Origin of the sequence: Bacteroides sp. AF20-13LB, assembly GCF_003603065.1 — a bacterium.
Lineage (GTDB): Bacteria > Bacteroidota > Bacteroidia > Bacteroidales > Bacteroidaceae > Bacteroides > Bacteroides uniformis.
Genome location: NZ_QTMH01000001.1, coordinates 534,417 through 557,841, shown reverse-complemented (window position 1 = coordinate 557,841; position 23,425 = coordinate 534,417). Strand labels below are relative to the sequence as shown.

Here is a 23,425-nt window from a genome sequence, read left to right as displayed (position 1 = left end):
GGATGAAAAGTGAACGGATATCACCGTTTTGGGTGAACGGATATCAACCGTTTTCAGCACTATTTGTAGCTGATCCGGAACAAGTTTGATAGAATTTTGCCACAATTATTATGTGGTAGAATCAATTTATGCTTATTTTAGAAAACAGATTCTATATAAGAACAAACTTACAGCTGAATCCTGTTTCCATTTACACAAAATTTTGGAGAGTGTCCACAATTTTATATCCGTTCATTCTCTAAAAGTGCATTTTGCTAGCAAATAGCAATAGGGGTGAAAATCCTCCTTATTATCTAGCAAAGCCATGGTAATTTATGTAACGCAATATACAACTAGTCCCAATACTATCGTATAAACGAACAAAAATATCACCAAAACTTTCATCCAGAAATCTGAAAACCAAATACCTTCATTTCGTTTGAGAATTTTGCGTATATTGGATTCATGTTCCGTTAACATTTTCGTCTGTTCGGAACGATGATTCTCCAATATGGTTTCCCATGTTTTGACAGATTGGTTTAGGAGTTGTTGGAGCCTTCTTCAACACCACAGAAGCATTACCTTCGGCTTTAATAGCATCCTGAAGGTCTTGTTGAATTTTCAACAAAGTCTCTTTTATTTCACATATTTCTTTGAGCCTCTTATCGACATCCAGTTTCTCAGTTTCTGTTTCATGGCTGATTTCAACTTTTTTCAACATATCATCAACGTTTATTGATGGTGTGATTTTTGATTTTCTAATTCCCATGATTCATGTTTTTTTAATTGTTAACTTATCTGTGAAGTCCTTTCTTACGTTTGCACATACTATTTGCCATTCTTGCACAGCGGCGTGCCCATTCAAGTTCATCCTCGTCCTTATCTCTTCCCCAACCTCCTGTATCAGAGCCGCCTCCACCACTTGATGCCGCTATACTTGTAGCAGCATTCAAATATCCGGCAAAAAGCAAAAGAGCCGTGTGCTGTATCTCTTCAATCTTTGCAAATGGATGGGCATCCTCCAAAGAACAATCTTGACGGATGATATTGTCTGCGGCTTCGGGTATCTCTACATGGAATTTGTGATATTCATCTGTCATTATATCATAATGTTTCATAACCGGCTGTGAAATAGTCGAAGGTTGTATAACAGGAGTCCTGTCAGTTGTCCGTGCTTGTCGGGAAGTAGATTCTTTCGATTCAAATTTCCTTTTCTGAGAATGAAGTTTTGCCCAAGTAGTCTCTATTTTTGAAGGGGTCAGGTTTCTCCCGATACCCAACACGGACGACTTATAGGTGGAGTTACCACGCTTAATGGAATAGCCATAAACTCCGCCTCCATCTTTTTCTTGCAAATGCACTTTATAGCCTCGTTTTTTCAGTTCTGTTTCATACTGCTGCCAGCTGAATTTTTCCATAGAGCGAAGTATCTCTATACAGATGTTTGAAATTTCCTGCCTATGGTGTATGCCTATTTCTTCAGACTGTATCCAGCCCCGTTTCTCGTTGATGATGTTCGCAGCCATGATAGCCCTCTCGCCAATCTTATGGCTATCATTGATTTTTCCGTCCATATCCACACGGTTAGCATCAATGTGTAGGTGGAGAATGCCACTTTGGGAATCCCGGTGTAGAGCTACGATGTATTGAGAGTTCTTGAGGTTGGTATGCTGTGAAGAAGCCCTCTTGGTCTTACCAGAGAGATCTATGGAATCAAATACGCGGATGAACTCATTTGACAAACGTAACCAATCGTCCATTGTCCATCCCCGGCTTTCTTCCTCGGATGGGGAAATTTCAATTCTTATCACGTTCCTGCCAAGCGGTCTGCCCTTATTGATTTTCTCAGCATATTTTTTTTGAACAAGCATCATTCGCCCATACATTGCTTCCGGAGAAATATTATCTGGAAGGAGATTGGCTTTTACTATATCCGCTTTCTCTTTGTTGACGGAATATCTTATGGCATTCGCTCCATGTGATATGGTAGAGGCCTTTGCTATCATAATGGGTAAGTAAATTATTCGGTAAGGTAATTTTCTATTTGGTTCCAGCGATTAATTAGTTGCGTTGCTGCGATCATCCATTGTTCCACGAACCTGGTATCACTAAAATACATGGCTCGTTTATCTGCTTGTATGGACTTAACGGCTGCTGCAATACGGATAAGGTCACCCCTTGCATCTGCCAAACTACATAGGGCTTCTATTTCACGCTCAGACAGTCGTTGTCGTGGATGCTGCCCCAAAGCTGTACGGCGTATGTAGTCACTTATGGACAAGCCGCAGGTTTTGGCTAGTTCTGTGGCTTGGAAATATTCCTTCTCTGTTACACGAGCTTCAAGTCGCAGGTTACGTCTTATAATTTTCTTGGCATTCTTGCTATTCTCTTCATTGGTATTATTATCGATTTTCTTTTTCATGTTTTATTATACATTTATAAGTGGTCTTTAATTTAAAAGGTACAACCCGGTGGGAGCTTGCGACCGCCGAAAAATGCCTATGTAGTACGAATGAGCTTAGCGAATTTGTGCGACATAGGAACTTCTTGCAATACCACACATAATCGCTTTGGACACATTACGTTTTAGATATTGCTATACTTGACATTTACTCTAAATATTTTTCACTGAATTTTTCCTCTGCTATAGTTTGTGGTAAAACAGAAACATAATATATAACAAACAATAGGGTAAAAAAACTATCTTATCAAAACTGTAGGTATTACTTGTGTCAATACAAAAGTATACCATTACAAAGTTTTGTATCTATATTTGTTTTATGCCATTCTTGATTCTTATAGTTGAGAAAATCTTCTTCTATATGGCTATCCAAATTTACTATGGAACACAGACAAAATACTAACCGTATCATTTAACTGAGTTTACAGGCATTCCTTCCATATCGTCAGGTCTGTCTTTTAAACGGACATAGAAAGGATTGTCAATTCGGTTGCCGTCCTGCATCCATGCCGATATACATTTCAGCGTATGGATACTTGTTCGGTTGCTTTGTGTAGATGTGACAATTCCTAACTGGTTCATCTTGTCAAGTACACGGGATACAGTTTTTTTATCATAGCCCAATTTGCTGGACAATTCTACCTCCGAAAGGACGGCTTGTCCCACTTGCAAGGTCGTAGAGAAGCCTTTTATGGCATACTTGGTTTCTTTCAATACTGCCTTTTCAATAAGGCGGTGCAGAATCTTCATACGGTCAATGCCGTATTTACTTTCTGACAGATACGTAAGCTGCTCTGACGAAAGTACTATACAATAGTTCAAATTTGATTTCATCGTCTGTTTATTTGAAGATCTTTTATAAATAGTGCAGCCAAAAGAAAAAGTTAACGGTGCATTCCATATCCTCTCTCTGGCATATAATATTCCTTGTCGTAGGCTATATGGTCAAGTACATTTTGCAGCTTATCAAGTTGGTAGTTATCCAAAACAGGAATAGCAGCAATCGTGATTTTCTGTGAAGCGATACGGCGGTGTTCACAATTTCTTTCTGACATACTGCCATCTCCGTCAGCATAAACACTCCGCAGATAATCGTTCACAGCTTCGGTTTGTACCTTGCTTGGATATGCTGCAGAATAATTGTCTTGAATATACTCCACCATATGGCTGACCGCATTTGCCAGTAGTGGTTCATACTTTTGTATTAGCTTGATTAGCTCTTCCTTTTTCATACAGTCAATTCATTTTGTCCCATGTCCCATGCATATCTTATAACTTTCTTTTTATCTACTTTTTGTTTTTATTATTTTTCTTGGGAAAGAGGGACAAAGGGACATGATGTTTGTCTTTTCCCTTAATTTGAATGGTAAATTCTGTTCACAATAATAATGTTGTACTGGCTTCTTCGCCTGGCGTATCTACTCTCACCCAAGGATGCTTTGTCCGTCCTGTCTTGTCGCAATATGCAGGGTGCAGCCCCTTGACCTTTTCCTGATCACTCCGTTTCCAATTAGGAATCATAGACATCAGGCGATTAATATATTGTGATGTGTACTTAGACGGATTGCGCCTGACTATATCATTGGGTAGTTCCTCTATAATCTGCCGGGCACAAACCATATTGAGTGTGGTCATTTTGAAGTTGGAATCTGGGTATGCTCCTTTTTGATAAGCCAATCGGTTAGGAATAGTCCAACTTGCATATTGGATGGGGATCTCACGCTCCAAATACATTTCCAAATCTTCCATGATGGGGTCAACAAGAATGTTGGAATGTTGCCCCTGTACCTCATTTGCTTTGATTTCTAAATCTGGTGTTAAGTAAAGTTTCATTCCTTGCCGATAATAGACGTACGCTTCTGCCCAAAGTTGAGGAACAGTACGTTGTAAAATATCCAACCATTCTGATACATGACCGTTACCTTTGACCGGGATTATCCACCAGCGACGGTTTCCATTGTCACCTTGCAGGAAATTTGTTTCATTAGTAGTAGCTGCGAAGACATTGTGCCGCATAAATTCCACTACCTTATGTCCGTATGCAGGACGCATGAAGTCACTACAGCGGCTCAGAAAAGCTTTGGCTGCCTCTGCATCATTTGCCCGTTTTAAACCGTTCAACTCACTTATTTCTATAATCCAACCATTGGTTATGGTTTCTACCTTCTCCTTGTCACCACTGGCAAAAGAGAACGAATCGTTGAACCACTTTCCACTGATGGTTTTGAAAAAGGTGCTTTTTCCGATGCCCTGGGGACCAGGCAGAGTCAATACGTTGTCAAACTTACAACCGGGGGTAAAAACCCGGGCAACAGCCGCTACGAACCATAACTTTGTTTGTTCCCTTACAAGTGGAGTATCTTCCGCTCCTAAATAATCAATAATAGTTGTGGCTATACGAGGTTGCCCATCCCATATTTCTTGGGTGATAAAATCCTGTACAGGATTAAAACTACGTTCCAAAGAGGTTGTTTTTAATATTTCAAATACTTTGTTCTGCGTCAGATATAATTTGTATGTCCTTTCCAGGTAGTCTTGTATCTTTCCAACTGACTCTTCATCAATTTTATTGCCATTGACATTATGGAATAAAGAACAGAAACATATATCATCCTGAGAAAAGGTATCGTACTTTATCATGCTCAAGTTTTCATCCGATGTAAAGATGAGCCTATAATTACTTATGGAGCGGAAAAGATTCCCGTAGCTGTCTGTTGCCAGCTGCTGTTTCCAATTCTCTTTCATACTGTTTACTCTTTAATGTGGATACCACCCGATTCCTTTGCCAGCGATAATGCAAGGTCTGCATCCACTACAATTTTTCGTCCTATTTGTGTGATAGCCTTGTCAATTATACCGCTCTTCTTAATGCGATTAGCCGTAGGTACACTACATCCAAACACACGGGCAATACCCTCTATTCCATAGTAGTTGCCTTTTGGAGCTATTGGGGATGTAGCTTTTTCTGTGGACTCTACACTTTTTGTAATTAGAAAACAAAGTTCCTCGCCGGTCATCATAGCAATGGGCTTTTGGAGCAACTGGTTTAGATTGAATTTTTCTTCCATACCTTTATTTGTTTAGTTATTGAATACTTTAAGCCTCGGTTTAACTCTGTGAAACCGATTTCACAAGCAAAGGTATTGTATGAAACTCAGCGTATTGGTCGGCTTATTTATACCTTAATATAACCGACCGATTTACAACAGATATTTACAGAAAGTAAAAACGGATAGCTGGATTTCCCAACTACCCGTTTTTTATAAAATAATCTGTCCATCGGTCTATTATCCGTTTTGCTTTGATATAACTGTTTCCTCTTTGAGGTGAAGTCAATGTAATGTCTTTGATTTCACCATATCTTTTCTGTGGAATGTCATGTCCGTAATGTCGCTGGTAGAATTGTTCGATGGCACGATGAAATGTCATGTATCTTATAGAAGCCTTCATTCTTCCAGCTTTTACCAGAGCTTTCAATAAATAGGCAAGGCTTATATCTTCGGTGTTCTCTTCAAGAAAAGAGTAAATGCCTTGTTTGATACGTTCCTTATCCCCAATAAGGATGTCATCCAATGATTGTATTATTTTTCTGTTTCCACGTTTACCTTTCACTTTTCGCAAGGCAAACATAACTTCTTTCCAAATATCCGGATTACATACTTCAGCCGTTGCTTCCCATTCGGCTTTACTTTCAGTTCCTATCTCTATGCTTTTATTAACAAGCAAAGCAATACACGATTTTATCAGAAGCATATCGCCATTATCAACTTCTTCACTACTCAACAGACGGTCAAGCAACTTAGCCATACGTGAAAGGCCGTGGTCAAATATTACGAAATAGTACATACAATAACTTAAAGCCTCCTTTTTCTCGATCACATAATCGTACAGGTTAGCCACAAACTCTCCAACAAACACGGCGTGTGATAGGACGATGATTTGGGAAATGTACGTCAAGAACTGATACACCATTTTTCTTTCAAGATTGCTTAACAGATAGCATCCTTTGTTGTTTCTCATTAGTACATCCAACTGCCCAGTCAAATAGGCTTTCGTTTCCTGTGGCAAACGATTCCAAATTTCAAGAGGTGTTTTGGAATGAACCATCAGTAATTCTGACTTTGGGGATGTGAGTAGCTCTACCGTAGCCGTTTTTATGTTTATGCCTATCCATAACCGTTTGTTGGTAATACATTGGGCTATAATATCTGTATACTTGCCGGCCCATTGTTGATTGGCTATATTCTGTACATTTTTGCCGTTTCCATTTATAAGTTCAGAAAGCCAGTTATATAACAACAAAGCTTCTGGCGGTGTACATTCCCGCATCATCTGATACATATCTGTCAAAACAGATAAGTTACCCTTTTCAACAGCATCCATGCGTTTACAGAAATTGGCATACAATTCTTCGTTGGCGGATTTCCAATTACGAATAGCCATATCAGCACAATCCTTTCTAGTAAAATAGTCTCTTATTCTCTCTATGAAATGAATCATCCTCAAAATCGTGTTATGGTCGTGTAAACAATTTGGCTAAATCCTCAGTGGACATACTCGTCAGTTTTGCCAATAACAAATCTCTTTCAGAAGTTTTTGTCAAATTCAACAGCTTTGAGTTATTTTCCATCTGAATTTCAAGTGGATAGTGCTCAATGTATATTTGAGTGATTGCATGATCAGAAGATGCGTGTCCCATGCTTTCAGAAATATAATCCATATCTACTCCGGCATTATGTAAGTTCGTGGCAAACGAATGACGGCACCATGTACCAGACGGACAGATGGATTTATCCCACTTCAGTGCTTCGTGACATATTTTGATGATACGGTCTTTCACATTAGAGTTTTCCTGCATTGTATATTTGCGACGCAGTTCTTCTGTTTCAGTTCCTTTTAATATGTGGGGAAAGACCAAACCGCCTCGGGTCGGAGGTGCAGCCACTTCATTTAAAATATATTGTAAAGGAGGTATGATAGGAACGATTACTTCGGAACCGTCAGTACTTCTTCGGGAAGTTTTCTTACGGTTGAAGCGGAAAGCTTTACCATGTGTCTGATAATAATAATTATCGTAAGTCAATCGCCCTGCATCTGCCATATTGAACCCATTACACAAATACTGGGCAAGAAACAATCCCAATGAGTAGTGAGCGCGTTTGGTATATTCTTCTGACCAATATTCGGGATATTTCTTGGATACAAAGAGGTTATATAGTTCTGTCATTTGATTAACATTCAGAAAACTTTGTTTGCGCTTTGCGCTCTTAGGAATACTTACAAGCCCTTTCTCCTTCTTGTTAGAGAAAGGATAAGGAACATCTTTGAGATAGCCTTCATGTACACACTTATTCCATACGGCACGACAACAGCGTAAATATATCCCTGCGGTAGTATCACTGATTTTTCCTATTATCTTCCCATTCTCATCTTTTACTCCATTATGCATTCCGTCCTTCCACTTCTGAATTTCTGCTGCACTAATGCAAAATCCTTTAATCATATTTGGTCCGAGTATCTTTCTTAATGATTTGAGTGCGCACTCATAACTCTCTGCTGTAGTAAAGCGTGCACCATCATCGTCTGTTCGTAATCCGCTAATGATTTCTTCCCATATGCCAATAAAAGATTGTGGTTTATTTGTTTCTTCATTGGGTGTTGCGACTTCTTCTCCCATGATACATTGACGTACCATTTCAAATGTCAGAATGCCACCTTTATTCAGATTCATCAGAATTTCTTTGTATTTAGGAATAAGGGTATCTTTCCACTCTTTTTGAAGTCTGTAGTTCTCGCTCTTACATTTAGTTGCATTACAAATATCTGAAAACTTTCTTTCAGTAAAAGAACTTCCAACTGTGAAATAAAAGAATTTGCGGTCTACCGTGAAACGAAGAGATAATGGAAACTCATACGCATTTTTTCTGCGAGTACGTGAGTCCAACACGATAGAAACAGAACAGTTACGTTCTTTGAAAAGGGACATGGATTTTGTCAGTTTTTCCATTGCATTCATTGTTTATGTTCAACATAACCTCTGAATACAGACGCTTTGCAATGTGAGGCATACATACACAAAACACTGCATATAACCACAGAGCCCTTACCCTTAGACGGATAAAAACATTGTTGTTATATGCAGCGGTGCAATCTCGTTAACCTCTGTCGCTGAATGGTAACCGGGCTTATGCTAATCGGTCTCAACCCCTGAAGTAACTCTCGCGTTTCGTTTGTTATATAGAGTACCCTCCGACTGGTACTCCCTCTACGCATTGATTCATCGGAATGGGATAACCTACCCACGATAGTTAAGCAAACTCACTTTCCTTTTCTAAAAAAGAGTACCATAATGGTCATGGCTTGCTACAAATGCATTACGCAATACAAAAATACAATATTATTCTATAAATCAAGGTGAAAATAGAATATATTTGAGTTTATTTAACCGCCAAAGAAGCTACATTAGCTACATATATTAATGAGTAATGTTATAGGACTACATGGAACTTCATAGAAATTCTATGTATAAACATAATCAACTCAAACAGTTTGTTTACGCATTGTTTACGCAAGAGCATAAAAAAAGCAGTTACGAAATTCGTAACTGCCTAATTTTCAATGTGGACCAGCCTGGGCTTGAACCAGGGACCTCCAGATTATGAGTCTTTTTGTGGGTTATTTTATAGGATTGCATAGAGTGTGATTACGCTGATTATCATTATATAATACATTTTGCTGTTTGCAAGAAAATGCGTACATTTGCAGTAGTTTTCGCACAAAAAGGTCACCTGAAGGTCACCAAAATGAGCGGTATATCACCTATTAATAAGTGCATTATGGAGATTGAAAAAACGAATAAGGTCACCGAAATGGTCAAGAAGGACGGAAAATCCAATGCAAGAGGAGAAAAATGCCTTGCAAAGTTCACTGCTGCTAATGGTAATGTGTATGGCTCGTTGACTCTTGACATACGAAAAGCGGGCGACTATTCGCAACCGCTCCCTGTAGCTGTGCGTGTGTGTCATGCCGGGCAAAAGGCTTTCCTGCGCTTAGGTAAATCATACACTATGGAAGAATGGTTAACTCTTTGCGATTACGAGAAAAGCGGTCGGCGTATCCAATTAGCGGAACGTAACGACATGAAGAATCTGATGGACAGAGTGGAACTGATGGCTAATCAACTGATTTCAGAAAACAATTTCTCTCTTCGTAAGCTACAAGACCGATTTCAAGGTAAGAAAGACGATGACAGCACCATCATCACAGTTTGGGATTCATACATTCAATTTAAGGCCAATGAAGGCAAGGCTGGTTCTGCTCGTTGTAGTAAGGATGTGCGCAACCGCTTTGTGAAAGATTTGGGAACGGATATATCGTTTGCCGATATAAACCGTGACTTTATCTTGAAGTGGGTGAAAATCATGAAAAAGAATGGGCTGAGCACCACCACCATTGCTATCGCACTCCGTAGCCTGAGAACCATTATCAATATGTGTATTGCTAACGGACTGATGAAAGGTGATACCAAAGAAATGTTCAAGGACACGGGCTACAACAAAGCGCAAAGCCGTAAACACGAGTTTCTTGATGTGGCAACCATGCGGAAGCTCTATGACTTTTGGAAGGCAGACGAGGCAAAAGACAAAGACGGGAATGAACTGTTCCTTGGCAGGGAAAAGTACGCAATATTCCGTGACTTGGGATTATTCCTCTTTATGTATCTGGGTGATGGGCAAAATCTTGCCGATACGCTTCGACTGACCTATGACGAGTTGTACTATGCTACTCGCGGCAAACAGTTGCGTTTTCTTAGGCACAAGACACGTGAACGAAACGAGAGTGCCAGCGAAGTGATATTTCCTGTTACTCCTGAAATTCAAGAGATACTTAACAGGTATGGCAATGTCCCAAAACTTGGACGGAGAGTATTCCCTATAATGAGTGAGCTAATTACGCCCGAACAAGAGATCTGGGTTATTCAACGCTATAACAGATATATACGTGAACACATGGCTAAAGTTGCCAAACTGTTGGATATGGAACAGACACCATCGCCAACTTGGGCAAGACATAGCTTCGCTACCAACCTCAATAATTCGGGAGTCGTACCTTATAAATATATAAGCGACAGCATGGGGCATAGTGGTGGCGGTGACATTACCTCCAATTATATCGGAGCTTACCCTCTTGCGAAGATGCTGGAGTATAATCATTATCTGCTCAATGAGAAGCCCAAAGAGGTTGCTCCAATTGTAGATAAGAAAGCCCTGCTTGAGATGCTGAAAGGCTTGAGCGAGGAGGAACGGATGGAGTTGATGGCTGGTTTGTCTAACTGATATAATCATTTACCGCAAAAATACCAAATGAAACACCCCAATAACACCAAATGAATTACCACAAAAACACCAAATAAAAAGGCTCAAAAATACCAAATGAGTGCTTTGTTTAAGAAAAAAAGAGTATCTTTGCACCATTGATTAACAATGTATTCATATGAAATATCTGCCAAGAGTAGCAGACAAAATGCTACAGGAAAGACTGGAGGCTTTTGGGGCTGTGTTAATAGAGGGTCCAAAATGGACGGGGAAAACAACTACAGCGGAGCAACAAGCCAAAAGCGTAATTAAATTACAAAACCCTGATAAGGTTAATGAATATCTTGCAACAGTCAAGACCAGACCATCATTGCTATTGAAAGGAGAACAACCTCGATTGATAGATGAATGGCAAGATGCTCCTATGCTGTGGGATGCTGTTAGAACGGCAGTTGATGAAACTGGTGGCATTCCAGGACAATATATCTTAACAGGAAGTAATACTGTGGACAAGTCTCAAATAAGACACACAGGAACAGGGCGCATTACAAGAATGAAAATGTACCCAATGAGCCTATGGGAGTCTTTGGAATCTTCTGGAGAAGTATCAATACATGAATTGTTCTATAATCCTAATTATGATATTGATGGAGCGACAAGCAAACTGGATATACCCGAGTTGCTTTATGTCGCTTGTCGTGGCGGTTGGCCAGCTACATTACAAATGAAGCCAAAGGCAGCTATGCTTATAGCAAAAGACTATGTAAACAGTGTTTGTGAATATGATATATCTGCAGTGGATAACAGACAGCGTAATCCTAAAATAGCCAGACAAATTTTAAGGTCATACGCAAGAAATATCAGTACCTTGGCAAAGAAAACCAGCATACTTGCAGATGTTACGGCATCAGAAGATATTACATTAACCATGAATACCTATGATGATTATATTAGTACGTTGGAAAGATTGTTTGTAATCCAAGACATTGACGCATGGTGTCCTGCCATCCGCAGTAAGACATCGTTACGTAGTGCTCCTAAACGCTGTTTCGTTGACCCTTCTATTGCAGTAGCTGCCATGAATATAAGTGTCGAAGAAATGGAAACTCAATTAAAAACATTTGGTTTTATCTTTGAGCAGATGTGCATAAGAGATTTGAAAATTTACACCGCTGATTTCAATAGTCGTATTTCATATTATCGTGACCGCTATGGGTTAGAAGCTGACCTTGTACTGCATTTGGAAGATGGACGTTACGCCCTGATTGAATGCAAACTTGGTAGTAGCGAGATAGATGATGGAGCTAAGCACTTGCTTGAACTCAAAAGACTTATACAAGAGCATAACAAAACGGAGAAGCAAGTACCTCTTCGAGAGCCGGATTTGCTGATTGTGATGACAGGTGGAAGCATGGCATACACTCGTCAGGATGGAGTGAAAATAATTCCATTGGCTTGCCTTAAAGATTAACCCATTAGATAATACGATACCTATGGGCAATAATAAGATGAAGGAATGGTTTGAAACGAACCAAGAAATCTATGCAGAGTTCAAAAGTAAGATTCATTCCACTTTGAATATCCTATCACAGAATGACGACAATGCGGCAGAATGTGATGAGCCAGATTCACTCCAGAATATACTTATGGAGGTAATGGCAGCAAAGAATATGCCTATTGAGAACATAATGAACATCTTCTCTAAAGCCGTAGAAGAAGGTAACGTGGCTGCTTGTTGTATGTATTGCTATTTGGAATTGGATAATGGACTTGAGGAAATAGAGAGTGCCATGACTAAATTTGAGCAATCTACGGATGCGCAATACATCAAAGATGGGGTTAAACTCCACTTACAGGATAAAGAGCAGGAAAATCAAGAGGCATCAGACCGAGAACTGAATCTATTGCGTTTACGTCGCTGGCATTACGAACATCCGAAAGAATATCAAGAGTTCACGAATCTTTTCGCCAAAGCATATGAGGGTGACATGAGCTTCGCCCTCAAAGGCTTCTCCTACTTGATAGAACTGCTATCACTTGATGGAATAAAAGGTATCACCGAATTATTGTTAAGCCTATGCCCGGGAACCGAGAGCTACAACAAAACTCAATTTTCTAATGTTAGTCAGCAGGCACACGAAAAACTGACAGAACTGTTTGCCTCCACATTTAACAAAGAGGAAACAAAAGATAAATTGCAGCACAATAATCCTTTCTTGTTCAGTGTGTTCTATTGGATGATATTTGATAATGGCTTCGTGAAGGCCGCTGATTTATTATCCAAAACAATGATGGGAGAGAAGCCTTCTTTTTGGCAGAAAAACTTTGGCGAACAAATTATGCGCTCTTTGATGCTTACCAGTATAGATAAAGCGACTTACACTAAAGGCACATGGAAAGCAGCAAACAATCGTGTAGTCAAAGATGTAGCTAATTCTGCATTACAAGAGAGTAAGGGCAGACGTGGACGTAAGCAAGTCTGTGTCCTGTTTGAAGAAATGCTTATACAGCCTCATGCAGAACTTCTTACCAACGAGATACAGGTAATACTTACCGAATGGATGGAAACAAATGGTACAGATTCCGTTCTTGCCTATATTTTTGCTGCGTTGACCTGTAGCAGTTTGCTTAATGACTCTTACAACTATCGAACTTTCCATACAGCCATCTTAGAAAAGTTCCCATCCATAGGATTTAAGTCAGGCTTTGATTGGGCAGAATCCCTTTATAATGCCATTGTCAACGAGCACGGCTACGACTATAATTTGAGTTTGTCAGAAAAGGCTGTTCAAACAGGAAAGGAACAGACAAAGTTGATAAGCATAAGACTGCGGACTTTACTTTCCCCTGATGTATATTGATTCCATTATGAAGATTTGATTTGTTAAAAACAAACGTTGTTCCGTTAAAAGCACCTCGGCAGAAATCGTCATGATTTTCACCGAGGTGCTTTCATTTTATTCCATCGTAATTTCGCAGCATAATCATCAAAACAATATGTTATGCAAGGGAATTTTATAATGTTACAAAGAGACGACCTTAAACAGGTTGTTGCCGAGATGGTGGAAGAACTGGTTGGGAAAAAGCCACAAACCGATTTGACACAAGAAGAGAGTGACGAATACTTTACGCGCGACCAAGTCTGTGAACGACTCCATATAACCTATACCACCTTGTGGCGTATGCAGAAGGGGGGAACTATTATCGTTCACAAATTGGGCGGACGCAATCTTTACTCAAAGAAGGAAATCTCCTCACTTCTGAAATCTAAAGTCCAGACAGCGAATAGTGCTAATTCAAATGTATAATATAAAGGCAAACATTATGGAAGAACAATATATTCGAGTAGGTACTACTATATATAAGGTAGTGCAGCAGCCTTTGGCTGATGGAACGATGACCACTCGTAGAATACAATGGAGCTTTAGCACTATCCGACAAGACTATGGTAAGCACAACATCCCTTCTATTGATAAATATAATGGCTTTTGTACAGTGCCAAGTCACACAGACTATCAAAAGGATATTGCCGGTTTCTATAATCTGTATGAACCGATTGAGCATATTCCTGCAGAGGGGATTTTTCCAGACATAGAGAAACTGATGCACCACATCTTTGAGGAACAATACAAACTGGGACTGGACTATATGCAGTTGCTTTATACGCAGCCGACTCAGAAACTCCCCATCCTGTTATTGGTATCCGAGGAGCGAAACACAGGCAAGACTACATTCCTGAACTTTCTGAAAAGTATCTTTCAGGACAATGCCACTTTTAATACGAATGAGGATTTCAGGAGCCAGTTCAATGCCGACTGGGCTGGCAAACTACTTATCGTTGTAGACGAGGTGCTGTTGAGCCGTAGGGAAGATTCCGAGCGATTGAAGAACCTAAGCACTGCCCAGACCTACAAGGTGGAGGCCAAGGGTAAAGACCGACAGGAGGTAAACTTCTTTGCCAAGTTCGTATTATGTTCCAATAACGAACTCTATCCTGTTATCATTGACCCGGGAGAAAACCGCTATTGGGTGCGTAAAATCCGACCACTCGAAAGCGATGATACCAATTTCCTGCAAAAATTGAAAGAACAGATACCTGCATTTCTCTATTATCTTCAACACCGCACACTCTCCACCAACAAGGAAGGACGTATGTGGTTCCATCCTGCTCTCATCAGAACCGAGGCACTTGACCGCATTATCCAATGTAACCGTAACCATACGGAACTGGATATGGTGGAGCTGATACGTGACATTATGGAAACGCAGCACGTTGACAAACTATCGTTCATCCCTCAGGACTTGATACCGTTACTAACCATGAATGGTGTGAAGGTGGAGCAATGGCAGATACGCAAGGTTGTTAAAGATGTCTGGAGACTTACCCCTGCACACAACGCACTGACCTATCTTGCCTACCAATGTGACTACACCAAGCCCGGGCGTGTTTCATCTGTTAGCAGAGTGGGACGATTCTACACGGTGACCAAAGAGTTTATAGATTCTTTAGGGTTATAGTCCTTTGTTGAGTCGTTGAATTGTTGAGAATAACGAGCTAATCTTTGATTATCAAATAGATGCAATTCAACAAACACTCAGCAAGAAGTGAGACTGGGCAAAAGAGAAAGCTACTTTTCTTTTCACCAGCAATAACTCTCAACAATTCATCATTTCAACAAATCACTCACACTATGACTATACAAGAGATAAAAGCAATTTCGATTTCCGGTTTCCTTAGCAGCAAAGGTTACGAACCTGTAAATAAGAAAGGATATAAATGGTGGTACTTGTCGCCACTGCATACTGAACAAACCGCATCATTCAAGGTTGACTTGAATAAAAATGTGTGGTACGACTTCGGACTGGGTAAAGGTGGAAACATCATTGATTTGGCTATGGAGCTATACCAAACACATAATATTTCAGAAGTATTGCACATGATGGGGCGTTTAATCATTCTACCAACAACACCAACCCAATCTACTTGCCCACAAAAGGACACTTCGTTTGAAGATATTGAGGTGAAAGAACTGGCTCATCCTGCTTTGCTACAATACCTCTCGGGAAGGGGGATTGATTCTATTACAGCCAAAAGTCAGTGCGTGGAAATACACTACAAAAGTGCTGGCAAGCGATATTTTGTTATTGGTTTCAAGAATGATGCTGGTGGCTATGAACTTCGGAATCCATACTTCAAGGGATGTATTGCTCCGAAAGCAATCACTACGATAAGGAACCACGAAACCGCTTGTCACATATTCGAGGGATTCGTGGACTATCTCTCCTATCTCATACTACATGGCGAATGTGATGCGGTGGTACTCAACTCCATTGTAAACATCCCGAGTGCTCTACCCATGCTCAATAAGTATTCTCAAATATGCTGCCACTTAGATAATGACAAAGCTGGCAGAATGGCCACCTGGCAAATAATGGAAGCATTGGGAGATAAGTGTACTGATGCCTCAAATGAGTATGAAGAATACAAAGACCTCAACGAGTATCTGATGAACAAAAGCATGGCATTCCAACAAAAGGGAAGAAACAAATTCTGACTTGGCGGCTGGAGGCAAAGAGGTGTGGCGTGCATGACAGGGCTTGCCCTGATATAGCCCACTATAACTTCTTCGCTACGCTCCCGAAGTTGTGGGCTCTCCCGAGGGGCTGGGCGTTGCCCCGTCCCACTTAGGACGCTGCCCTAAGAACCCGGCAAGGACTGTCAGCCCTATGCAACCCGACCAAAGAGTGACCCTCTCTTTGGAAACTCCGCTCAGAGGTTTCCACCCCTAAGAACCCCAAGCAGGAAGTGACCCTCTCCCTGCACCCTCCGATTAAGGCTCTGCCTTAATGACCCGATATTTGGAAACAACAGCATAATAAACCAATCCCTATGGCACAAAAGACATCCATCAACATCAAGCCTTGTAATACAGGAAGTAGTGAAGAACACAACAGACGGAGAGCTGAATACCTTGCCCGTATCAACAAAGAAAGGCTATATATCCGTACCGACCTCATGGCTTCAAACGAAGCATGGGTAGCACCTGAATTGGGCAACAGTTCGTTGGCTGACCGCTATAATCAGATTGCCCAAATGGTCAAGGAAAAGACAGGTCGGGCAATGCAGACCAAAGACCGTGAACGGGTGAACAAGAAAACAGGTAAGGTGACCATCGTACGTGGCAGCACCCCACTCAAAGAGGGTGTGGTTGTAATCAATAGCGAAACGACTATGGAACAGTTGCAACGTTTTTGTGGGGTGTGTAAGGAGTGTTGGGGTATCACACCCCTGCAAGTGTTCATCCATCGTGACGAGGGGCATTACACCAACCCGCAAGACCCTGCCACTTGGAAGCCCAATCTTCATGCTCATATCGTGTGGGATTGGATGAACCACGACACAGGGAAATCCTGCAAGCTGGACGAGAAAGCCATGAGCGAGATGCAGACACTTTTGGCTGAGTGTCTTGATATGGAAAGGGGCATCTCAAAAGAGCTTACAGGCAAGAAGCATTTGGAGCGCACGGACTACATCATAGCCAAGCAGAAGCAGGAAGCCGAACAAATCAAAGCGGAAAAGGAAGCCGCCCTCTCTGCCAAAGAGGAAGCCGAAGCCGAGCGTGCATCCATAGAGGTTGAGAATAAGGCTAAGGCTGAACGGAGTTCGGCTCTTGACAGTGAGATTGCCAGCAAGCAGAAAAAGCGTGATGAAATCCGCAAAAACACGGTGGACGGTATCTTGGATAGTGTCGGCAGTCTGGTCGGCATTGGCAAAACCGCCACTCTTGAAAAGGAATACAAGTTGCTCACACAGGAACTTGATCGCCTTAAAAAGGCGTTCAAACCGACTGTCATCAAAGAGGTAGAGAAGCAGACAAAGGTACTGGCTTCGGAAAAGCAAAAAGCCGAATCGGAACGTGATAATGCCATAGCGCAAAGTCGCTCCCTTGCCACAGAACGTGACAGGGCGATTAGCCAACTTAACAGCCAAAACGAAAATATGCAGTTGCGCATCAATAATGCTGTCAGGCTTGTCAATGCAGAGAAAGACAAGACCATCAACAGATTGCAAGGTGAGTTGAATTTACGCAAGCAAGCCTTAGCTATTCTTGCCGATATACTCTATGCTGCAAGCGAAGTATTCAAGCGTGCTATTGATGCGATTATCCATTACGGTACGGACAAATACAAGTCCATCTTTGGCAATGATGAAGCAGCTGACATCAAGAGCGTGATGCAGAACTATGGCGATACACAAGAACGGCAGCAAGTAATCGGTACTTGGCTTTGCGATTATGCGAATAGCCGAAAGCCGTTTGATGAAATAAAAAATCGGCAGACCTACAAGGAGGTAGCCGATGTCGCTAATGGGACGTATGATTGGAAAATTGAACGAGGACAAAAGGGCGGAATAAAGATGTGACAATTATGGTAATAAAAGGATTTTCAAAATCTTCTTCTGTACGAGAAACCGCCAAAACGGAATAAATTACCGAATGATATGGTATAAGTGGACTGTGGTGTATTACGACCATAGTATGCAGCAGAGTTGATTTGTGAAGAAACAATCATCGGATTATTGCCATTTTGTACTGCCTTCGTAAATAAGTTCATTATCTCGTATTTGTTTCCGAAATTGGCATTGGGCTGCATCAAAATTTCAGATACTACTTGCTGGATAGAACGAGGATATATTATAAAAGTATTGTTTGCATTACAAGTAACATCCTTAAACTCACTGCTCCCGAAGAATACAATAACAGAATAAATTGGAGTGTCAGGATTTTGTTGTAAGCATTGCCTAATAGCTTGGATATGTCCGGAATTTTGCATAACAGGATTATAGAAACGGTGCTTTTCCTTTCCATACGCCAATAATTGTGTCCAATATTTCTGATGTTCATTACCGAAAATCCAACCGCTATAATCTTTAACTTCAAATACGATAATGCCAACTTTTGTCGCAACGGCTACATCTACTTGCGTGTATTCTCCATTCGGTTTTTGAATATACAAATCATGAAATATGGCTTTGGGATTAATACCCATTTTTAATAATCTTAACACCACTCTCCGTTCCGACCATTCACCACGAGTAATGGGCGTAACTTGCTCAATGAGTTCACGCTCTTTTCGTTTGAGATAAACAAGATAAACAATACCTGTTATCAAGCATAATGTGAATATGATAGACGCAAATGGCATTAATGATTATTTAATAATTTGATAGAAAGCCATATTGAATGTTTGAATGAAACCTAATTATTTACTTGAAAGCAATTATAGGAATTACTTTTGTATCTCCATATTGTTTATATTTATAGTTCCCAATTTGTCTTGCGCATTTCCCTTGAGGAGTTTTTACGACTTGCTTATTGTAAAAATTACTACCCTCTTGAGCTAATATTAAGACTTCTAAATCAGAAGTAAAGATATGTCCTGAGAGAACTTCTCTAATTTCCAACGCAATAGCATCACCTGATTCCAAGACCTCTTGTACCTCAAAATTTTTCCGACTTACACAATCCCCGGGTTTATCAAATAATATTTTCCCAGAATTATTACTAGCTGCTATTGCTATATCAGATTTTGGCAATTCTACACCATCAACAATTCTAACAGCCGGTACTGTTTTTTCTATTTCCATTTTGGTGTTGTATTTATAAGTTCCCACATGTTGAGCGCATTGGTCATTTTTAAGAACGATTTTTTGATTATCATAGAACTGTTGTTTTTCATTTGGTATAATAAAGACTATTGCACCAAAAGAATCATCGGCATGGGCTAATGCGCATCCAGATTCTACCACTTGGAACACTTCAAATTGTGAATATTCCATATAATCTCCGGGTTCTTCAAACATTTCAAGTCCGATAATTCCCGAATTGCTGGATAGATTAACGCAAAATGCGAAAACAAATGTAAGTATAACACCTGTGATTATACCAAGCACATAGATAAACCATTTTTTCATATTTGTTGTTTTTATTGATTATATCGTAGTTAATAAATTAAAGTCTTCTTTGGATATTTTCTCTATTGAAACAAGCCATTCTAAATAAGAGACATCATCTTTTATATCGCTGAATTTTTGTCCCTTATATTTCCCAAAATCAATTATTCTGTCCGAAATAGACATCTCTAAATGTTTCTCAATATCTGGATATGACTTTTTCAGTTCTTCAAAGTCAATTTTGAAAAATCTATCTGTTGTTGTTAACCAATAAAGATATTGATAGTCTATTTTATAAATATCACTCAGAGATTTCCCTTTGTATTTTCCAAACATAAGGACTTCATCCGCTTTGTGGATAGGGAATATTTCATCAAGTGATACGCCAGGAACATCAATCAAGACCCATTCACCACACCCTGCACAGGGTATTTCTTCATCTTTGATATCGGGATAACATTCTTGTCTATAAGTGTCATCGGGTTTTCCATTTACAAAACATTTGCCATAAGCCTTGCCGTATTTGCCGCGGGGCTTTACCGTCTCAACTAAAAAGGTTCTATCTCGATTAGGGTCAATACGTCTTTCTTCGCTTGAAGAACGAGCTAGTCCCAACTCACACCTTTTTACCAAGAATGGGGTTCGTTTGCCTATGTTGTAATAAATGTTGAATATATTATCGTGAGGATACATAATTATTTTATCTCAGTAAATACCATTTTTTCTTATCTCCATTAACCAGACGCTGTATTCTTTTGACTTAAATAATGTAAGCTGAGTTAATGCATTTCCTTTTCCTACTTGAATAGTACCATCTGAAAATGCATAGAGGTATGACTTTGAAAAACGCTTACTATACAGTTTCTTCCCTGTTTTAGCATCTTTGACAATAATCTTAACGCCTTCTGTGAATAAGTCTCCTAAATCTGCTGACCTTAACTCAACAATAACGTCTTGATAGGTTTCTTTTTCTATTTTGGCTACAGCCACTTCTCTATCCAATTTTACTCCAAAGGTGGGTTTAGCACTTTCACTTTGTGCAAAAGATACGATGGCATAAAAGAATACCAAAAAGATAATGATGACTTTTTTCATATACTTGTTATTTTAAATTTCCATCTATGTAATACTCTAAAACCACGAAGCGTGGCACTGCCAATAACCACGTCTTAAAGTGCAGGCCCTGAGAAAACCTTAATCAACAGATATGGTTAAGCAGCCCACGCTATAACGTGGGAACTGCCATGCCAATTCTTGTTGATTTCGTGTTTCAGTTTCTCAGGCTTCGCACTTACAAGAGTAGCATAACGCTCCTTTTATTTCAAATGTCTTGGAAAGAGTTGATTCTCTCCATTTGCAAAGTTACATCTTTTCCTCGATAATCTCTTATGTTTTTTAAGTGACTTTCCTCATTTTGAATATGAAAATAGATTGTAGAATGATGTTTGTAGGGAATGTTTTGATAAAAATGTGCATTACATTCCGCAGTATCAAGCCCGCAATAGGATAAAAATCTATAAAAATTCTCTGCAATCCAATGAAATTTCAGAAGGTCACTTTTATAAAGTTTCGCTTTAAAAAGGTCACCTGAAGGTCACCGTATAAAAGAAAAAGCACCTACAAATCTTTGTAAGTGCTTGATTATTAAAGTGGACCAGCCTGGGCTTGAACCAGGGACCTCCAGATTATGAGTCTGTTGCTCTAACCAACTGAGCTACAAGTCCGATGCATCCTTGCTTGGATAGCGGGGACAAAAGTAGCATTTTCTATTGAAATATGCAAGACTTTTGGATAAAATTCCTTATAACCTTTGTCCTTAGAACTTATAAGTTCGTTTTGGATTCTTGGGAAACCAGCCTTTTTTCACTCGTTCTTCCTGCTCGAATATCTCCTTGATGGTCCAGAACGAGGAAAATGCAAAGACGCCCAAAAGGGAGGCTATCATGATGTTCTCCGTATAAAGGGAGGCAATGATGCCGCCGATGCCGAGTAAAAGGAAAATCCACCAGCACTTGGTGCCCCAATAATATTCGGCTTTCACAACTATGGGGTGAAACAAGCCGATGATGAGGAATGTGCAGATACCTATGACAAGGCCCGACAGATGATATTCGTTCAAGAAATCCATTGTTGTTCGTTATTTCTCGGGGCAAATAGGAATCTCCTTCTTGATGCTCTGTTCCAGGGAAATCAAGGTCTCGGTAGCGGTTACGCCAGGAATCTCCTGCATCTTGTTGTTCAGCAAATCCATCAGATGCTCGTTGTCGCGGGCATATACCTTGGTCAGCATGGTGTACGGACCAGTGGTGAAGTGGCATTCTACGATTTCGGGAATCTTGCCCAGCTCAGCAACTACCGTCTTATACATGGAGCCCTTTTCCAGCTTGATTCCTACGTAAGTGCAGGTTCTGTATCCAAGGGACTTGGGATTTACATGATAGCCTGAGCCAACAATAACGCCAAGGTCAATCAGGCGCTGTACACGTTGATGGATGGCAGCACGTGACACGCCACATTCAGCAGCTACGTCCTTGAAAGGGATACGGGCATTTTGGGAGATGATTTCCAGAATCTGCCGGTCAAGATTGTCTATTTTTTCCATAATAGTAAATAAGTAAAGTTCTTGTTGTTATCAAATAGTAAGCAAATATAGGACTTTATTTTAATTTATCTATAAAAAGGGACGGAAAAATGAATAAAAGTGAGGGGTAACGATAAGGCGCGGATTACGCGGATTTCACGGATTTAGTTTACCAAATCCGCGTTATTCCTCGTAATCCGCGCCTAAAAGAAGTATCAAGAGGGTTTTGCCCCTCCCTTCGGATTGTTACATTACTTCTCGATACCCAGCAGTTCCACTTCGAATATCAAAGTAGAGAACGGCTTGATTTGGCTACCGGTTTCTCTTGAACCGTATGCCAGGTCGTAGGGGATATAGAGTTCCCACTTAGAGCCGACGGGCATCATGGTGAGGGCCTCTGTCCAGCCTTTGATTACCTGGTTGGCACGGAAAGTAGCAGGTTCGTTGCGCTTGTAAGAGCTATCGAATTCTGTTCCGTCAATCAGCGTACCTTTGTAGTTTACTTTCACCTTGCTGCTGTCGGCAGGAACGGCACCGTTACCCTTGGTGATGATTTTGTATTGCAGACCGCTCGGGGTAGTTACTACACCTTCTTTAGCCTTGTTCTCAGCCAGGAACTTTTCACCGGCAGCTTTGTTGTCAGCATACTTTTCTGCAGTTGCTTTTTCTTTGATGGCATCCATCTGAGTACGCATGTACTCTTGAGCTTTCATCATATCCATAGCACCACCCTTGCCGATGACACCTGCTACGAAACCTGCCAGCAGATTTTCGCGGCTGATGCTCTGTGTGGAGTCGTTGCCGAAGATTTGTTGGTTGAAGCCTTCCACCCATTGCTTGCTGACCATCTGGCCTACTTGCAGACCGGCCATGTAAGCCACGTCTTTCTTATCGATTTTGGCTGCGCCTTCGTTGAAACCTTTCAGGAATTCTGACATCTGGGTTGAGTCAATGCCTTGTTGTGCAAGATACTGGTCCAAACCTTCTGTACGCGCCATACCGATGGCGTAAGATAATGAGTCGATGTCCGTCTTCAAATCAGCTTTCGGACTTTGAGCAGTACAAGATGCCATGCCGGCAGCTACTGCAAGAGCCATGAGAAATGTTACTTTTTTCATTTTGCTTTTACTTGTTTG

At 40.5% G+C, this 23,425-nt stretch carries 22 protein-coding genes, 1 tRNA gene and 1 pseudogene; 7 read left to right on the top strand and 17 right to left on the bottom strand.

The genetic code is table 11. From position 1 onward, the window contains the following. Nucleotides 1-312: 312 nt before the first annotated feature. The 9 genes and pseudogenes from DWX62_RS02150 to DWX62_RS02110 all read right to left on the bottom strand — a co-directional run bounded on the left by DWX62_RS02150 (nucleotide 313) and on the right by DWX62_RS02110 (nucleotide 8,447). Nucleotides 313-748, bottom strand: a pseudogene (locus DWX62_RS02150) (hypothetical protein). Between the two features lie 25 nt (nucleotides 749-773). After that, a complete protein-coding gene (locus DWX62_RS02145; RefSeq protein WP_022020159.1) occupies nucleotides 774-1,985 on the bottom strand; it encodes a relaxase/mobilization nuclease domain-containing protein in 1,212 nt (403 codons plus the stop codon). Between the two features lie 14 nt (nucleotides 1,986-1,999). Next, the gene (locus tag DWX62_RS02140) at nucleotides 2,000-2,401 is read right to left on the bottom strand and encodes a hypothetical protein (protein ID WP_072529590.1); all 402 of its coding nucleotides are present in this window, start codon (nucleotides 2,399-2,401) and stop codon (nucleotides 2,000-2,002) included. Between the two features lie 447 nt (nucleotides 2,402-2,848). After that, entirely contained in the window at nucleotides 2,849-3,274 is a 426-nt protein-coding gene (locus DWX62_RS02135; protein ID WP_022020162.1) for a hypothetical protein, read from the bottom strand. A 50-nt stretch (nucleotides 3,275-3,324) separates the two neighbouring features. Beyond that, a complete protein-coding gene (locus DWX62_RS02130; RefSeq protein ID WP_022020163.1) occupies nucleotides 3,325-3,672 on the bottom strand; it encodes a hypothetical protein in 348 nt (115 codons plus the stop codon). A 145-nt stretch (nucleotides 3,673-3,817) separates the two neighbouring features. After that, nucleotides 3,818-5,185, bottom strand: coding sequence for a virulence-associated E family protein (locus tag DWX62_RS02125; protein WP_118067132.1), 1,368 nt, complete (start codon nucleotides 5,183-5,185; stop codon nucleotides 3,818-3,820). Nucleotides 5,186-5,190: 5 nt separating this feature from the next. Further along, entirely contained in the window at nucleotides 5,191-5,508 is a 318-nt protein-coding gene (locus DWX62_RS02120) for a DUF3853 family protein (RefSeq protein WP_022020166.1), read from the bottom strand. A gap of 181 nt (nucleotides 5,509-5,689) precedes the next feature. Next, on the bottom strand, nucleotides 5,690-6,940 hold the full coding sequence (locus DWX62_RS02115; RefSeq protein WP_117589560.1) for a DUF6043 family protein: 1,251 nt from the start codon (nucleotides 6,938-6,940) through the stop codon (nucleotides 5,690-5,692). 13 nt (nucleotides 6,941-6,953) lie between these two features. Beyond that, on the bottom strand, nucleotides 6,954-8,447 hold the full coding sequence (locus DWX62_RS02110; RefSeq protein WP_182416871.1) for a tyrosine-type recombinase/integrase: 1,494 nt from the start codon (nucleotides 8,445-8,447) through the stop codon (nucleotides 6,954-6,956). An 829-nt stretch (nucleotides 8,448-9,276) separates the two neighbouring features. On the opposite strand from DWX62_RS02110, the gene DWX62_RS02105 reads away from it, so the two are divergent. The 7 genes from DWX62_RS02105 (at nucleotide 9,277) to DWX62_RS02075 (ending at nucleotide 18,178) form a co-directional block, all read left to right on the top strand. After that, nucleotides 9,277-10,776: a site-specific integrase gene (locus DWX62_RS02105; RefSeq protein WP_120172557.1), complete on the top strand. Its 1,500-nt coding sequence runs from the start codon at nucleotides 9,277-9,279 to the stop codon at nucleotides 10,774-10,776. Nucleotides 10,777-10,933: 157 nt separating this feature from the next. Continuing rightward, on the top strand, nucleotides 10,934-12,226 hold the full coding sequence (locus DWX62_RS02100; RefSeq protein WP_120172551.1) for a DUF4143 domain-containing protein: 1,293 nt from the start codon (nucleotides 10,934-10,936) through the stop codon (nucleotides 12,224-12,226). Between the two features lie 22 nt (nucleotides 12,227-12,248). After that, on the top strand, nucleotides 12,249-13,616 hold the full coding sequence (locus tag DWX62_RS02095) for a DUF6043 family protein (RefSeq protein ID WP_120172550.1): 1,368 nt from the start codon (nucleotides 12,249-12,251) through the stop codon (nucleotides 13,614-13,616). A gap of 141 nt (nucleotides 13,617-13,757) precedes the next feature. Then, complete coding sequence (locus tag DWX62_RS02090; protein ID WP_022125348.1) at nucleotides 13,758-14,063, top strand: helix-turn-helix domain-containing protein; 306 nt, start codon at nucleotides 13,758-13,760, stop codon at nucleotides 14,061-14,063. A gap of 13 nt (nucleotides 14,064-14,076) precedes the next feature. Continuing rightward, a complete protein-coding gene (locus tag DWX62_RS02085) occupies nucleotides 14,077-15,273 on the top strand; it encodes a primase-helicase family protein (protein WP_120172556.1) in 1,197 nt (398 codons plus the stop codon). Nucleotides 15,274-15,446: 173 nt separating this feature from the next. Next, on the top strand, nucleotides 15,447-16,310 hold the full coding sequence (locus DWX62_RS02080; RefSeq protein ID WP_022125350.1) for a toprim domain-containing protein: 864 nt from the start codon (nucleotides 15,447-15,449) through the stop codon (nucleotides 16,308-16,310). Between the two features lie 335 nt (nucleotides 16,311-16,645). After that, nucleotides 16,646-18,178 (top strand): hypothetical protein, encoded by a 1,533-nt coding sequence (locus DWX62_RS02075; RefSeq protein WP_022125351.1) that lies wholly within the window; start codon nucleotides 16,646-16,648, stop codon nucleotides 18,176-18,178. A gap of 23 nt (nucleotides 18,179-18,201) precedes the next feature. Here the strand turns inward: DWX62_RS02075 and DWX62_RS02070 are convergent, their stop codons facing one another. The 8 genes from DWX62_RS02070 to DWX62_RS02035 form a co-directional block, all read right to left on the bottom strand. Next, nucleotides 18,202-18,927, bottom strand: coding sequence for a nuclease-related domain-containing protein (locus DWX62_RS02070; RefSeq protein WP_243636237.1), 726 nt, complete (start codon nucleotides 18,925-18,927; stop codon nucleotides 18,202-18,204). Between the two features lie 94 nt (nucleotides 18,928-19,021). Then, nucleotides 19,022-19,729: a hypothetical protein gene (locus DWX62_RS02065; RefSeq protein ID WP_022400789.1), complete on the bottom strand. Its 708-nt coding sequence runs from the start codon at nucleotides 19,727-19,729 to the stop codon at nucleotides 19,022-19,024. Between the two features lie 18 nt (nucleotides 19,730-19,747). Next, nucleotides 19,748-20,401, bottom strand: coding sequence for a hypothetical protein (locus tag DWX62_RS02060; protein ID WP_120172548.1), 654 nt, complete (start codon nucleotides 20,399-20,401; stop codon nucleotides 19,748-19,750). A 12-nt stretch (nucleotides 20,402-20,413) separates the two neighbouring features. Beyond that, complete coding sequence (locus DWX62_RS02055; RefSeq protein ID WP_022400787.1) at nucleotides 20,414-20,803, bottom strand: hypothetical protein; 390 nt, start codon at nucleotides 20,801-20,803, stop codon at nucleotides 20,414-20,416. A 555-nt stretch (nucleotides 20,804-21,358) separates the two neighbouring features. Then, a tRNA-Ile gene (locus DWX62_RS02050) sits at nucleotides 21,359-21,432 on the bottom strand. A gap of 92 nt (nucleotides 21,433-21,524) precedes the next feature. Continuing rightward, nucleotides 21,525-21,836 (bottom strand): DUF4491 family protein, encoded by a 312-nt coding sequence (locus DWX62_RS02045; protein WP_005830847.1) that lies wholly within the window; start codon nucleotides 21,834-21,836, stop codon nucleotides 21,525-21,527. Between the two features lie 9 nt (nucleotides 21,837-21,845). After that, on the bottom strand, nucleotides 21,846-22,310 hold the full coding sequence (locus DWX62_RS02040; protein WP_005830846.1) for an Lrp/AsnC ligand binding domain-containing protein: 465 nt from the start codon (nucleotides 22,308-22,310) through the stop codon (nucleotides 21,846-21,848). Between the two features lie 230 nt (nucleotides 22,311-22,540). Then, nucleotides 22,541-23,407, bottom strand: coding sequence for an FKBP-type peptidyl-prolyl cis-trans isomerase (locus DWX62_RS02035; RefSeq protein ID WP_005830844.1), 867 nt, complete (start codon nucleotides 23,405-23,407; stop codon nucleotides 22,541-22,543). Nucleotides 23,408-23,425: the final 18 nt, after the last annotated feature.